At 67.0% G+C, this 12,996-nt stretch carries 14 protein-coding genes; 5 read left to right on the plus strand and 9 right to left on the minus strand.

Annotated features, from left to right (window positions below):
- Window positions 1–27 precede the first annotated feature (27 nt).
- Window positions 28–1,275, minus strand: coding sequence for an acyl-CoA dehydrogenase family protein (locus ACFVTE_RS01150; RefSeq protein WP_387095695.1), 1,248 nt, complete (start codon window positions 1,273–1,275; stop codon window positions 28–30).
- A 94-nt stretch (window positions 1,276–1,369) separates the two neighbouring features.
- Between ACFVTE_RS01150 and ACFVTE_RS01155 the strand changes: the two genes are divergently transcribed.
- A complete protein-coding gene (locus tag ACFVTE_RS01155) occupies window positions 1,370–3,130 on the plus strand; it encodes an AMP-binding protein (protein WP_387095698.1) in 1,761 nt (586 codons plus the stop codon).
- A 3-nt stretch (window positions 3,131–3,133) separates the two neighbouring features.
- Window positions 3,134–3,640: a MarR family winged helix-turn-helix transcriptional regulator gene (locus tag ACFVTE_RS01160; RefSeq protein WP_387095701.1), complete on the plus strand. Its 507-nt coding sequence runs from the start codon at window positions 3,134–3,136 to the stop codon at window positions 3,638–3,640.
- 6 nt (window positions 3,641–3,646) lie between these two features.
- Here the strand turns inward: ACFVTE_RS01160 and ACFVTE_RS01165 are convergent, their stop codons facing one another.
- Together ACFVTE_RS01165 and ACFVTE_RS01170 are read right to left on the minus strand one after the other, a co-directional pair.
- On the minus strand, window positions 3,647–4,327 hold the full coding sequence (locus ACFVTE_RS01165) for a PAS and ANTAR domain-containing protein (protein WP_387095704.1): 681 nt from the start codon (window positions 4,325–4,327) through the stop codon (window positions 3,647–3,649).
- 17 nt (window positions 4,328–4,344) lie between these two features.
- Window positions 4,345–4,620 (minus strand): YegP family protein, encoded by a 276-nt coding sequence (locus tag ACFVTE_RS01170; RefSeq protein ID WP_387095706.1) that lies wholly within the window; start codon window positions 4,618–4,620, stop codon window positions 4,345–4,347.
- 354 nt (window positions 4,621–4,974) lie between these two features.
- Here ACFVTE_RS01170 and ACFVTE_RS01175 point away from each other — a divergent pair, with 354 nt between their 5' ends.
- Window positions 4,975–5,370 carry an ArsR/SmtB family transcription factor gene (locus ACFVTE_RS01175; protein ID WP_387095709.1) on the plus strand — a complete coding sequence of 132 codons (396 nt, stop codon included), beginning with the start codon at window positions 4,975–4,977 and terminating at the stop codon, window positions 5,368–5,370.
- A gap of 30 nt (window positions 5,371–5,400) precedes the next feature.
- Here the strand turns inward: ACFVTE_RS01175 and ACFVTE_RS01180 are convergent, their stop codons facing one another.
- The 6 genes from ACFVTE_RS01180 to ACFVTE_RS01205 all read right to left on the minus strand — a co-directional run bounded on the left by ACFVTE_RS01180 (window position 5,401) and on the right by ACFVTE_RS01205 (window position 11,097).
- Window positions 5,401–5,664, minus strand: a complete 264-nt coding sequence (locus tag ACFVTE_RS01180; protein ID WP_003799094.1) for a hypothetical protein — start codon at window positions 5,662–5,664, stop codon at window positions 5,401–5,403.
- Between the two features lie 229 nt (window positions 5,665–5,893).
- On the minus strand, window positions 5,894–6,715 hold the full coding sequence (locus tag ACFVTE_RS01185) for a type II CAAX prenyl endopeptidase Rce1 family protein (protein ID WP_387095713.1): 822 nt from the start codon (window positions 6,713–6,715) through the stop codon (window positions 5,894–5,896).
- Window positions 6,712–7,491: an enoyl-CoA hydratase gene (locus ACFVTE_RS01190; RefSeq protein ID WP_387095716.1), complete on the minus strand. Its 780-nt coding sequence runs from the start codon at window positions 7,489–7,491 to the stop codon at window positions 6,712–6,714. Before ACFVTE_RS01190 ends, ACFVTE_RS01185 begins: the two co-directional genes overlap by 4 nt.
- Before the next feature lie 57 nt (window positions 7,492–7,548).
- The gene (mmsB, locus tag ACFVTE_RS01195; protein WP_387095719.1) at window positions 7,549–8,502 is read right to left on the minus strand and encodes a 3-hydroxyisobutyrate dehydrogenase; all 954 of its coding nucleotides are present in this window, start codon (window positions 8,500–8,502) and stop codon (window positions 7,549–7,551) included.
- A complete protein-coding gene (locus ACFVTE_RS01200) occupies window positions 8,495–9,598 on the minus strand; it encodes an enoyl-CoA hydratase/isomerase family protein (protein ID WP_387095722.1) in 1,104 nt (367 codons plus the stop codon). Before ACFVTE_RS01200 ends, mmsB begins: the two co-directional genes overlap by 8 nt.
- A complete protein-coding gene (locus ACFVTE_RS01205) occupies window positions 9,598–11,097 on the minus strand; it encodes a CoA-acylating methylmalonate-semialdehyde dehydrogenase (protein WP_387095725.1) in 1,500 nt (499 codons plus the stop codon). Before ACFVTE_RS01205 ends, ACFVTE_RS01200 begins: the two co-directional genes overlap by 1 nt.
- 139 nt (window positions 11,098–11,236) lie before the next feature.
- Here ACFVTE_RS01205 and ACFVTE_RS01210 point away from each other — a divergent pair, with 139 nt between their 5' ends.
- Entirely contained in the window at window positions 11,237–12,043 is an 807-nt protein-coding gene (locus tag ACFVTE_RS01210) for an exodeoxyribonuclease III (RefSeq protein ID WP_387095728.1), read from the plus strand.
- A gap of 33 nt (window positions 12,044–12,076) precedes the next feature.
- Entirely contained in the window at window positions 12,077–12,976 is a 900-nt protein-coding gene (locus ACFVTE_RS01215) for a hypothetical protein (protein ID WP_387095731.1), read from the plus strand.
- Window positions 12,977–12,996: the final 20 nt, after the last annotated feature.

The raw sequence follows: 12,996 nt of genomic DNA on the forward strand, positions 1-12,996 counted from the left end.
ACTGACGCCCCGACCCGCCGCGCCGCCCTACACGAAGGCCGATTTGCCCGTCACTGCGCGGGCCACGATCAGTGAGTTGATCTCGTAGCTGCCCTCGTACGTGTAGAGGATCTCGGCGTCACCGAACAGCTTTCCCATCTCGAAGTCGCTGCTGATGCCGTTGCCGCCCAGCAGGGACCGGCCCAAGGCCACGGAAGCGCGGGCCAGCCGGGTGGTGGTGGCCTTGGCCATCGCCGCCTGGGCCATTTCCAGCCTGCCCTCCTCCTGGATCCGGGCCAGCTGCGCCATCAGGGCCAGCGAGGCCGACGCATTGCCAAGGATTTCGGCGAGCTGCTGCTGGATGAGCTGGAAGCGTGCCAGCTCCTTGCCGAACTGGCGGCGCTGCAGCGAATAGGAGCGGGCAACGTCAAAGGCTGCGAGCTGGATCCCCGCAGCCTGCCAGCCCACCCAGGCGCGGGAATCCCTCAGCAGCTCGTTGGCCTTGGTGAAATCGGTGGCCCCGGGGAGCATGTTGGCTTCCGGAATGCGGACGCCGTCCAGCACGATGTCGGCGTTCTGCATGATCCGGAGCCCGATCTTGTTGCTGATCTTGGTGGCCGTGTAGCCGGGGCGCTCCGTCTCAACAATGAAGCCCTTGATCTGCTGGTCGGCCGCGTCCCGGGCCCACACGAGCGCGAAGTCGGCGATGGTTCCGGCGCCGATCCAGCGCTTGGCGCCGTCGATGACCCATTCGCCGTCCTCAAGCCGGGCCGTGGTGGCCAGTCCGCCTGCAATGTCCGAACCGTGCTCCGGCTCGGTCAGCGCGAACGCCCCCAGCTGGGTGAAGGCGGTCAGGCCCGGCAGCCACCGCTGCTTCTGTTCCTCGGACCCGAGGGCGTCGATCATGCCGACGATCAGTTCGTTGTGGATGCCCACGAGCGCCGACAGGGACACGTCGGCCCGGGCAACCTCAACGTACATGAGGCCCTTGAAGAGGGTGGATGTCCCGTCCGTCTGCAGCCCGCCAAGCCCGTGCTTTCCCAGCTCCGCGAGCAGCCCGAACGGGAACTCTTCCCGGTTCCAGTACTCGATGGACTGGGCGCGGACCCGGGACTGCAGGAAGTCCCGGATCTCGAGATAGCGCGTCCGCTCGGCCGGCGGCAGGATGTCCGCGATGTACATGAGGTCCGCATCGGCAAACGGCGGCGCCGCGCTGCCCGGTTCCCCGGGCGTGGCCTCCCCCGCTGTCACCTCAGTGCGTACTCCGCTGTCACGTCCTTGTGGCTGCACGGGCATAGATCCCTTCGCTCTTCCAAACCCTTGGATGTCCTAGTATATTGCACAGTGACGTGGATCACTAGGACGTGAATCCCCAGGCGAAAGGTGCCCCATGACAGTCACCGACGACTTCCGTGCCGCACGGGACCAGCTGCTCGCCATGCGCCAGGACTACCGGCAGGCGAGAACCAGCTTTGAATGGCCGCGGCCCGCAGAGTTCAACTTCGCGCTCGACTGGTTCGACGCCATCGCTGCCGATCCCGCCAAGGGCAACAACCCGGCCCTGGTGATCGTGGAGCAGGATGGCTCGGCCACGCGCCGCAGCTTCGCCGAACTGTCGGCCCGCTCCAACCAGGTGGCCACCTGGCTCCGCGGCCAGGGCGTCAAGCGCGGCGACCGCATGATCATCATGCTGGGCAACCAGGTGGAACTGTGGGAACTTGTACTGGCCGGCATCAAGCTGGGCATCGTATTAATCCCCACCACCACCCTCATGGGTCCCGCGGACCTGAAGGACCGGGTGGAGCGCGGCGAAGCGGGCTGGGCCGCCGTCGGCAGTTCAAACCTCGGCAAGTTTGCCGGGGTGCCCGGCAGCTACCGGCTGATCGAAATCCCCGACCCCGGCAGCAGCCCAGGCGGCGCCGCCACGGCGGAGGCCCTGCAGTATGCGGAGTCCACCGCCTCCCCGAGCGACTTCACGCCTGAAGCCCCCACCCTGGCGGACGAAACCCTGCTCCTCTACTTCACCTCGGGCACCACCTCCAAGGCCAAGCTCGTGGAACATACCCACACCTCCTATCCGGTGGGCCACCTGTCCACGATGTACTGGATCGGGCTGGAGCCGGGGGATGTGCACCTGAACGTGGCGTCCCCGGGCTGGGCCAAACACGCCTGGTCCAACCTGTTCGCCCCTTGGATCGCCGAGGCCTGCGTGTTCGTCTACAACTACGACCGCTTCGACGCCAGAGCACTGATGGAGCAGATGGACCGCGAAAAGGTCACCAGCTTCTGCGCCCCGCCCACCGTCTGGCGGATGCTCATCCAGGCCGACCTCACCCTCCTGAAGAATCCGCCCACCAAGGTGGTCTCGGCCGGCGAGCCGCTCAACGCTGAGGTCATCGGCCAGGTCCAGCGGGCCTGGGGCCAGACCATCCGCGACGGCTTCGGCCAGACCGAAACCACGGTGCAGGTGGCCAACACCCCCGGCCAGCCGGTCAAGATCGGTGCCATGGGCCAGCCCCTGCCGGGGTACGACGTGGTGCTCGTCGATCCGGTGACGGGAGAGGAAGCCGACGACGGCGAGCTGTGCCTCCGCCTGGATCCCCGCCCCGCCGGTCTGATGAAGTCGTACTACGGCGACCCGGAAAAGACGGCCGCAGCCTTCCGCGGCGGCTACTACCACACGGGTGACATGGCCAGCCGGGACGAACACGGCGTGATCACCTACGTGGGCCGGGACGACGACGTCTTCAAGTCCTCCGACTACCGGCTCTCCCCGTTCGAGCTGGAGAGCGTGCTCATCGAGCACCCGGCGGTGGCGGAGGCCGCCGTCGTCCCCTCCCCCGACCCGCTCAAGCTGTCGGTGCCCAAGGCATTTGTGGTGCTGGCAGCCGGCCACGAGCCGGGACCCGAGCTCGCCGAGGAAATCCTGCGCTACTGCCGGGACCACCTGGCGCCGTTCAAGCGCATCCGCCGGCTGGAGTTCGGCGAGCTGCCGAAGACCATCTCGGGCAAGATCCGCCGGGTTGAGCTGCGGCACGGCGAGGAGCTCCGCCACGCGGACGGCATCCAGCACAGCGCGGCCGGCGCTCCCCTTGGCCGGGGCACGGAGTACTCCGAAACGGATTTTCCGGGCCTGAAGAGCCAGGGCTGAACCGTGAGCCCTCCGCTGCCCCGCGACCCGATTGCCGATGCGCAGCGCAACTGGGAGAGCCATGGCTGGGGTGATGTCGCAGCCCCGATGGCCGCCATCACTGCGATCATGCGCACCCAGCAGATCCTGCTCGCCCGCATCGAGGGGGCGCTGAAGCCGTTCGGGCTGACCTTCGCCCGCTACGAGCTGCTGGCGCTGCTCAGCTTCGCCAGGAGCGGCGCCCTGCCCATGAACAAGGCGAGCGCCCTGCTCCAGGTCCATCCCACCTCGGTGACCAACGCCGTCGACCGCCTCCAGACCGCGGGACTCGTGGTGCGCTCACCGCACCCCACCGACGGGCGCACCACCCTTATCGAGCTCACGGCCCAGGGCCGCACGCTGGCAAAACGGGCGACGGCGGTACTCAACACCGAGGTTTTCGCCCGGTCCGGCTTTGGTGACCAGGACGTGAACCAGCTCATCCGGATCCTGGGCGATTTCCGCCGCGGCGCCGGTGACTTTACGGACTGACCGGATTTACGGGCTGACTGGCTTTGCGGGCTCCCGGTCCGCAGGGCATTCCGAGGGCCGCTGAAGCTCCTGGACGAACGTGTCCAGCAAGGCCGCCTGCTGCGGGCTGTTGGCGAGCTGCACGAGGTCGGCAGCAGTGCTGGCCACCTTGATATTGGTGTCCTGGCTGTACCTGGCCAGCAGCTCGAAGGCGGCCTCGGAACCAATCCGCAGGACGCCCATCAGAATGCCCTTCGCCTGTTCGATGGTGCTCCGCGTGCGGAGGGCCCCTTCAACCGCTTCCCGTGCGGCCCGTTCGGTTTCCCAGTGCAGGGTGCTGGTCAGGTCGACGATGAACCCCTCAACAGCAACGAGCCTGCCGTCCTGCACGAGGGCCTCGCCGGCGGTGAGGACCCGGTGTTCCCGCACCCGCGCATCGATGATGCGGTGGTAGCTGCAGAAGAATCCGCCCGCCTCGCAGGCCGCCATGAAGATGTCGTGGCAGCGGTCCCTGTCGTCCGGGTGCTTGTGGGCGTAGAGGAGCTCCACGGTGGGCACAATCTCGCCGCGGCGGTAACCGTGGAGCGCGTACAGCTCATCGGACCACTCAAGGCGCCCCGAAATGGCGTCATAGTGGAACGTGCCCGCCGCACAGTCTGCCGGCCCAAGGGCGCTTGAGTACGCCCGCACGGTTTTCGGAAGGCTCATCGCGGCTCCCTGCCGCCCTACCCGGCCAGCCCCTGGCACCGGAGGGGCATGCGCTGGGTCAGGGGACGAACAGCAGCGTGCGGGCGGGAACCGAAGTGGCGCTCCACCGGTGCCGCGGCCAGCTCCTTCACATGCCCCATTCCGGCGTATTCGCGAACGGCGGCAATGCCCTCAACCGCAGCGGCCTTACTGGGAAAAGCCCGGGACACGGCCATGACAGTGCCGTCCGGGGCGGTGAGCTGGAACCTGAATGAAGCCTCTGCGTCAATGAAGAGTTCGAACATGCCAGCCATTTAGCCCTCCTGGATCCGGGAACACGGCGTCCGGGACGCCGTCGTCGCCGGAAGCAGCTGAGGTTTCTCTCCTTGCCGCTCCCGCGGATGAGCCGGGGCGGTACTTGAGGAATTTATGAAATTGTGAACTAGTTATGGGCTCTTGGCAAGGCCTGTCCACTGCCGCTGCCCTGCCTTCTCGCCCATGCGGAGAGGGGCCCCGGCAAAAGATCAGCGTGGTCCTCGGAGACAGACCGTTCTGTCTCTATACTTAGGTCTGTACGCCTTGGGGGCAGCAGTTTGGCGGGCCGGACAGTGTCCGGTGGGAACATCTGTCAAGCAAGACCTGTCTAGGAACACTGAAAGGGATCCATAATGGGTGATATGCCCGACGGCGTGATCCACACCGAGGTCAAGGCGGACCTGTTCAAGTCCATGGGCCATCCTGCACGCATCCTGGTCCTGGAGATGCTGGTCAGCGGCCCGGTGACGGTGAGCAATCTGCGGGACTGCACCGGCCTTGAAGCCTCAAACCTTTCCCAGCACCTCGGGATCCTGAGGCGCCAGCGGCTGATCGTGCCGTCCCGGAAGGACGGCCGCCTTTTCTACGAGTTGACGTCTCCCGAGGTACGTGAAGTGCTCGAAGCGGCCCGCGGCCTGCTGGGCACGATCCTCGAGGGCGGCCTGCGGCAGAAAAACGACGAATCTGGCGGCGCCCCCGGCGCGGCGCCAGCATCCGCCCTTACGCCCGCGGCAGGGACCGCAGGATAGCGCGGAACGGCTTCTAAGCCAGCCCGGCTTTTAGGCGGGATCGGCGACGGCGGCCGGTGCGGAATGCCCGAAAAGCCAGGCCGCGACGTCGCTCCTCAGGACAACGTGCGGGCTGCCGGTTCCGCTGACGCTCCCGGCCGGAACGTAGTAGCCACGGCCGCCGCCGGGACCGCCGGCAGCCCTGTCCAGCGCCTCCACGATCCGGCGGCTCAGGTGCCCCTGGGGGCCTGTGGCGTGGATCTCTTCAAGCTCGGCCGCGGTGAGCCGTCCCAGTACAGCAGCGATGTCGGCCACGATCGTTCCCCTTTTCAAACGTTTGCCTGGATAAACACTTTTGCCTGAAGTGCAAGGTTAGGGCATCGCGATTAACTGCAGGTGAAATTCCGGCGGCCATTTGCATACGGCCCCTCCCCCGGTTGGAGTTTTTGTCCAGATATCGCGGGCAAAAGTGCCTTTAGAGGCCGATACCTGGACAAAAACTCCACGGGCCGGACGGGAAGGGCCTGGATTTAGGGAACGGGAATTAGTACAGGAAGATGTCGATCCAGGCCCTGTTGTGCGCGTGGAGCAGCACCAGGAACAGGACGAAGTCGAAGAGCAGGTGCACGCTCACGATATACGACAGGGACTTGGTGACGGTGAAGATGCGGGCCTGCAGCAGGGCGAACGGATAGATGAAGAACGGCGCCCAGGCCCTGAAGCCGAGTTCCCACAGGAAGGACGTGAACAGCACGGCCTGCAGCAGGTTGGCCTGCCAGTCGGGCAGGTGTCGGCGCAGCAGCGCGAAGCAGGTGCAGATGAAGAACAGTTCATCCCAGATGCCCAGGGCGTTGGTGCCCACGAACAGCCGCGCGATGCCGTCGGGGTCGTGCACGGCGGGCCAGTTCATGTAGACCCCCGTCCGGATCATGTAGACGGGCAGCAGGGCGTAGCCAATCACCACGACGGCGGGCAGGTACCACTTCTCCGCACGTGTCCATTTCTGCCCGGTCCGGACCGGAAACACCACCGCATGTTCTTTCGTGACGAACCGCGAGACGGCGTAGGGGATCCCCACAGCCGCGATCATGGCCGAGCCCATGACGAGCATGTGGGACGTGCTGACGTCGGTGGTGATCGGCACGGCGCTGATGATGGCCACCCCGGCCGCAATCAATGCGAGGTCGCGGAACAGCAGGCGGTCCACCAGTGCCGCCACCACGAGCGCTGCGGCGAGCAGGGCATAGCCGGGAAGGCTCTGGTCCAGCGCGAACAGGACGAAGCCTGCCAGCGAGACCATGGCTGCCGGGACGACGCGCAGGGAAGTTCCCTTGACGGTGCGTTCCCCGGTCAGCCCGGCGCTCACCGGTGCCTGAACTCCGGCTGGCGCTTCTCGGCGAAAGCGGCCATGCCTTCCTTCTGGTCCTCGGAGGCGAAGAGCGAATGGAACAGGCGCCGTTCAAACAGAACGCCCTGCGCCAGCCCCGTCTCGAAGGCCGCGTTGACGGCTTCCTTGGCCAGCATGGCGGCCGGCTTCGACTTGGACGCGATGACCTCCGCGGCCTTCAGCGCCTCCTCAACGGTGTCTGCGGCAGGCACCACGCGTGCCACCAGTCCTGAACGTTCTGCCTCGTCAGCGTCGATGAACCGGCCGGTGAGGATCATGTCCATCGCCTTGGCTTTGCCCACGGCGCGGGTGAGCCGCTGGGATCCGCCCATGCCCGGCACAACTCCGAGGTTGATCTCCGGCTGGCCGAATTTGGCGTTGTCGCCGGCGATGATGAAGTCGCACATCATGGCCAGCTCGCAGCCGCCGCCCAGCGCGAAGCCGGACACCGCCGCGATCAGCGGAATGCGCAGCCGGGTGAGGTCCTCCCACCCGCGGAACCAGTCGGCGTCGTACATCTCCAGGTAGCCCTTGTCCGCCATCTCCTTGATGTCGGCGCCCGCCGCGAAGGCCTTTCCCGAGCCGGTGATCACCACGGCGCCAATCCCGGGATCCGTGTCCATGGCCGAGACCGCGGACACGAGTTCCTCCAGTGTGGTCCTGTCCAGGGCGTTCAGTGCCTCGGGCCTGTTCAGGGTGACGAGGCCGACGCGCCCGCGGCGCTCCACCAGAATGTTCCCGTAGTCGTGCGTCATTCATGCCCCTTACGTGGTTGGTGCTTCCGGAAAAACCAGTGCGTCCTGAAACTAAGCCTACTGTCCGGATTTGTCCCGGATGTCGGTGATGATGCCGGAGAAATCCCGGCCGGCCCCGCCCTCCGCGGCAAAGGCGTCGTAGATCTCGGAGGCCAGTGGGCCCATCCGGGCGGCGACGCCGGTGGACCGAAGGGCGTTCAGCGCCAGCCGGAGGTCCTTGGCCATCAGGGCTCCGGCGAACCCGGGCTGGTAGTCACGGTTGGCCGGGCTGGTGGGCACCGGCCCGGGCACGGGGCAGTTGGTGGTGAGGGCCCAGCACTGCCCCGACGCCGCAGACGCGACGTCGAACAGTGCCTGGTGCGTCAGTCCAAGCTTTTCCCCGAGCACGAACGCCTCGCTGACGGCGATCATGGATACGCCCAGGATGAGGTTGTTGCAGACCTTGGCGGCCTGGCCGGCACCGTGTTCTCCGCACAGCACCGCACGTTTTCCCATGACGTCGAACAGCGGCCGCACCGTCTCGAAGTCCTCCGGCAGCGCGCCCACCATGAACGTCAGCGTGCCGGCCTCCGCCCCCACCACGCCGCCGGAAACCGGCGCGTCCACGGAGCGGTGCCCGGCGTCGAGTGCCAGCCGGGCGGCTTCCCGGGCCTCGTCCACGTTGATGGTGGAACAGTCCAGGAACATGGTGTCCGGCGCCGCGGCGGCCAGCAGCCCGGGCTCCCCGTCCGCGCCCCTGTAGGCGTCCAGCACATGCTGCCCGCTGGGGAACATGGTGAGCACCACGTCCGCTCCGGGGATGGTTTCCGCGGCACTCGCGGCGACGGGAATGCCGTGCTCGCGTGCCGCGTCCAGCGCGGCGGGCACCACGTCGAAGCCGATGACCTCGTAGCCTGCCTTGACCAGGTTGACCGCCATGGGACCGCCCATGTGGCCAAGTCCCAGGAAGGCTATGCGCGGTTTTGCACCTTCAGGCCGGGTTTCCTCAGGCACGCTTGCTTCATCAGGCATGGTCCGACTCCCTTTCCCACAGCACCAGTTCCCGGTCCCCCAGCGGCGCAAAGTACCGCTCGACGTCGTCCGCGTGCACTTCCTGCAGCGTGGCCGGCTGCCACCGGGGGTTGCGGTCCTTGTCCACCACCTGCGCCCGGATCCCCTCCCGGAAATCCGGTCCGGCGAGGCAATGCAGCCCCACCCGGTACTCCTCGGTCAGAACCTGGTCGAGCGTCAGCCCGCGTGACCTGCGCAGCGACGCCAGAGTCACCTTGACCGAAGTGGGGGACTTCGCCTCGATGGTGTCGGCGGCTGCGGCGGCCTCGCCGCCCGCGGCGCGCAGCCGCCGGACGATCTCCTCGGCGTCGTCCGTTGCATAGCAGGCGTCGATCCAGTCCCGCTGCGCCTCCAGCGCCGAGGCGGGCGGCTTTTCGGCAAAGCGTACGACGGCGGCTTCCGCACTTTCGTTTTCCAGCGCCGCCGCGAGATCGGCGAGGCTGCCCGACGGGACGAAGTGGTCGGCGAGTCCCAGGAACAGCGCATCCGCCCCGCTCAGGTGCGCCCCGGTGAGGGCGGCATGGGTGCCCGATTCCCCGGGTGAGCGTGACAGCAGAAGCGTCCCGCCGACGTCGGGCACGAAACCGATGGTGGTCTCCGGCATCCCCGTCCGGGTCCGTTCGGTGACGATGCGGAGGGAGCCGTGCGCGGAGATGCCCACGCCGCCGCCCAGCACCAGACCGTCCATGAAGGCCACGTAGGGCTTGGGGAACCGATCGATCAGCGAGTTCAGCCGGTATTCGTCCGCCCAGAAGCCGGCTGTTTCGTTGCCGCCGGCGAGGATGTCCCGGTAGATGGCCACGATGTCCCCGCCCGCGCACAGTCCGCGGTCGCCGGCTCCCTGGACCAGCACGGTGGCCACCGTGTCATCGACCGCCCAGGCGGTGAGCTGTTCCAGGACGGCGGCGACCATGCCTGCCGTGAGCGCGTTGACTGCCTTGGGCCGGTTGAGCGTGACCACCCCCAGTTTTCCCCGCTGTTCGAACAGCACCTCCTGTTCTGGAACCGCGTCCTGTTCCGAGGGTGCAGGCGTCGTGTTCGGGGCAGGTTCAGTCATCAGCTTCCTTCCGGCATGATGAAGCTGGCGCCCTGCCGGATGCCGGAGGGCCAGCGTGAGGTCACGGTCTTGGTCTTGGTATAGAAACGGAAAGCATCGGCGCCGTGCTGGTTGAGGTCGCCGAACCCGGACGCCTTCCAGCCGCCGAAGGTGTAGTAGGCAATGGGCACCGGAATGGGGACGTTGATGCCCACCATGCCTACCTGTACCCTGCTGGCGAAGTCCCGGGCGGCATCCCCGTCGCGGGTGAAGATAGCCACTCCGTTGCCGAACTCGTTCTCGCTGCACAGCCGCAAGGCCTCGTCGTAGTCGGATGCGCGGAGGACGCTGAGTACGGGGCCGAAGATCTCCTCGCGGTAGATCTTCATGTCCTTGGTGACGTTGTCGAACAGCGTGGGGCCAACCCAGAAGCCGCCGTCGTAGCCGTCCACGGACAGGCCGCGGCCGTCAACCAGGAGGGAGGCTCCCTCCTCCTCGCCGGACTTGATGTAGCCCTCGATCCGGTCCTTGGCGGCTGGCGTCACCACGGGACCGAAGTCGGAGTCCTTGGCCGTGCTGTGGCCAACCTTCAGGGATTTGATCCGCTCCTGCAGCCGCGCCACGAGGTTGTTCGCGGTCTCCTCCCCCACCGGGACGGCCACGGATACCGCCATGCAGCGCTCGCCGGCCGACCCGTAGCCGGCCCCGATCAGGGCATCGGCGGCCATGTCCAGGTCCGCGTCCGGCATGATCACCATGTGGTTCTTGGCGCCACCGAAGCACTGGGCACGCTTGCCGTGGGCCGCCGCGGTGGCGTAGATGTACTGGGCGATCGGGGTGGAGCCCACGAAGCCGATGGCCTGCACCCGCGGGTCCTCGAGCAGCGCGTCCACCGCTTCCTTGTCGCCGTTGACCACGTTGAACACGCCGTCCGGCACCCCCGCCTGGGAGTAGAGCTCGGCCAGCCGCAGCGGCACGGACGGATCACGTTCGGACGGCTTTAGGATGAACGCGTTGCCGGCCGCGAGCGCCGGACCTGACTTCCACAGCGGGATCATGGCGGGGAAGTTGAACGGCGTAATGCCGGCAACCACGCCCAGCGGCTGGCGCATGGAGTGCACGTCGATGCCAGAGCCGGCGTCGTCGGAGAATTCGCCCTTGAGCAGGTGCGGGGCGCCGGCCGCGAACTCCACCACCTCGATGCCGCGCTGGATGTCGCCCCTGGCGTCGGCGAGGGTCTTCCCGTGCTCCGAGGACAGGAGGGCAGCGAGCTCGTCCATGTTTTCGTTGACGAGGTCCACGAATTTGAGCAGGATGCGGCCGCGCCGCTGGGCGTTCATGGCGCCCCACTCCGGCTGGGCTTTCTCGGCGTTCGCGACGGCGTTGCGGACTTCCTCCGCAGCCGCCAGCGGCACCTTGGCCTGGACCTCTCCGGTGCAGGGATCAAAGACATCGCCGTACCGGCCGGACGTGCCGTCGACCCGCCGGCCGCCAATGTAGTGGGAAAGTTCGCGAACCATGGATGCTCCTTTGCATGACCCCGGTCATCTCTGGTGCTGAATCTACTCGGACTTCCTACTAAATTCCAGAGTTCCCGAGGGGAGCTGCGCAGCTGTGTGATGGAGTCCCATCCGCGGCCAAGTTCGGTAAGTTAGGACTGTGAAGATAGCTACCTGGAATGTGAACTCCCTGCGTGCCCGTGCCGACCGTGTGGAGGCGTGGCTGCAGCGCTCCGACTGTGACGTCCTGGCCATTCAGGAAACCAAGTGCAAGGACGACAACTTTCCGTGGGAGCTCTTCGAGCGCATGGGCTACGAGGTGGCCCATTTCGGCGTCAACCAGTGGAACGGTGTGGCCATCGCCTCGCGGGTTGGCCTGGAGGACGTCGAACGCGGTTTCACGGACCAGCCGCACTTCGGCAAGGCAGGCAAGGATCCGGTCCAGGAAGCCCGCGCCATGGCAGCGACCTGCGGCGGAGTCCGGGTGTGGAGCCTCTACGTGCCCAACGGCCGCTCCCTCGACGACGAGCACATGCCCTACAAGCTCAAGTGGCTTGATTCCCTGAAGAACCACGCCGCGGCCTGGATCTCCGAGGACCCGTCCAAGCAGGTCGCGCTGATGGGCGACTGGAACATCGCCCCCACGGACGACGACGTCTGGGACATCGACCTGTTCCTCACCCAGCGTTACACCCATGTCAGCGAACCGGAGCGCGCCGCGTTCCGCGCCTTCGAGTCGGTGGGTTACTCCGACGTCGTGCGCCCCCACACCCCGGGCCCGGGCGTCTACACCTACTGGGACTACACCCAGCTGCGCTTCCCCAAGAAGGAGGGCATGCGGATCGACTTCGTGCTCGCCTCGCCGGCGCTCGCCTCACGCGTTACCGGCGCATCGATTGACCGCGAGGAACGCAAGGGCAAGGGCGCGTCCGATCACGCACCGGTGATTGTGGAACTGACCGACTGATGGAGGCCGACGGCTGATGACAGGCAGGGATTCATGACGGGCAACCTCTACCGGGGCCAGGCCGGGCTCCCGTTTTCCTCCACGCTGCGCGTCTATGAGCCACTGGACGCTTTTCCCGAGGAACAGCGCCCCGCCATCAAGTCAGCCGGTGAGCGGGCGGTGTCCCGCGCCGCGGTCGAGAACGCGGAACTGCTGGCGTCCCTGGGCCGGATCACCCGGCCCGGCGGCGATCCGTTCCCCACCGGGCGGACCGACCTGGTGCGCGTCACCCGCGCCCCGGGCGTCCCCGTGGAGGAAAACGGCAAGGAAAGCTCGGAGGAGGAAACGGCCGACGGTGTCGCGCTGCTTTACTGCCCGAGCCAACTGGTGCTTCGGGCCGGCTTGGCGGCAAACGCCCTGATCGAGGGCATCCACGGCCCTCTCGCCGAGCTGCTGATCCCCGAGGAACAGCGCGACCGGCACCAGGAACGCATCGACCTGGTCAACGCGCGCGACGGCGTCACCCGCGTGCACACCCGCGCCTCCACCTGGGGCATCCCCTTCAGCTGGTTCTCGCTGTTCCTCGAGTCCGACCCGCAGGACGTCGTCGAGGCCGGCGGCAGGATCCTCACCGTGCGGGTATGGACACCGATCTCCGACGCCCTCGACCGGGTGCGCTACGCCGTGGCGAACCTGGCTCTGGCGGCCCCTGACCTGGACATGCTGGACGACCTCACGCAGCTCACCGAATGGCTGGAGCTCTTCCACGCGGACTCGATGGTGGAGCTGGATTACGGCGCAGTGGCGGACAAGGTCTACCCGGACGACTCCCCCATGGACGTGCGGCTGGGCATCGAATGCCTCGCTGAGGGGGACATGACCGGCGCGGCGGCCGCCTACCGCCGGCTTGCCTCGCGCTGGATCCCGATCCGCCAGCTGGCCCGGGCCTCCTAACCGGCAGGGGCACCCAAGGT

The sequence above is a fragment of the Arthrobacter sp. NPDC058097 genome, assembly GCF_042884885.1.
Classification (GTDB): domain Bacteria; phylum Actinomycetota; class Actinomycetes; order Actinomycetales; family Micrococcaceae; genus Arthrobacter.

Coding starts and splice junctions, on each gene's coding strand:
- ACFVTE_RS01150 (WP_387095695.1), bottom strand. CDS start 1,275: ATGCCCGTGCAGCCACAAGGACGTGACAGCGGAGTACGCACTGAGGTG.
- ACFVTE_RS01155 (WP_387095698.1), top strand. CDS start 1,370: ATGACAGTCACCGACGACTTCCGTGCCGCACGGGACCAGCTGCTCGCC.
- ACFVTE_RS01165 (WP_387095704.1), bottom strand. CDS start 4,327: ATGAGCCTTCCGAAAACCGTGCGGGCGTACTCAAGCGCCCTTGGGCCG.
- ACFVTE_RS01170 (WP_387095706.1), bottom strand. CDS start 4,620: ATGGCTGGCATGTTCGAACTCTTCATTGACGCAGAGGCTTCATTCAGG.
- ACFVTE_RS01175 (WP_387095709.1), top strand. CDS start 4,975: ATGGGTGATATGCCCGACGGCGTGATCCACACCGAGGTCAAGGCGGAC.
- ACFVTE_RS01190 (WP_387095716.1), bottom strand. CDS start 7,491: ATGACGCACGACTACGGGAACATTCTGGTGGAGCGCCGCGGGCGCGTC.
- mmsB (WP_387095719.1), bottom strand. CDS start 8,502: ATGCCTGATGAAGCAAGCGTGCCTGAGGAAACCCGGCCTGAAGGTGCA.
- ACFVTE_RS01200 (WP_387095722.1), bottom strand. CDS start 9,598: ATGACTGAACCTGCCCCGAACACGACGCCTGCACCCTCGGAACAGGAC.
- ACFVTE_RS01205 (WP_387095725.1), bottom strand. CDS start 11,097: ATGGTTCGCGAACTTTCCCACTACATTGGCGGCCGGCGGGTCGACGGC.
- ACFVTE_RS01215 (WP_387095731.1), top strand. CDS start 12,077: ATGACGGGCAACCTCTACCGGGGCCAGGCCGGGCTCCCGTTTTCCTCC.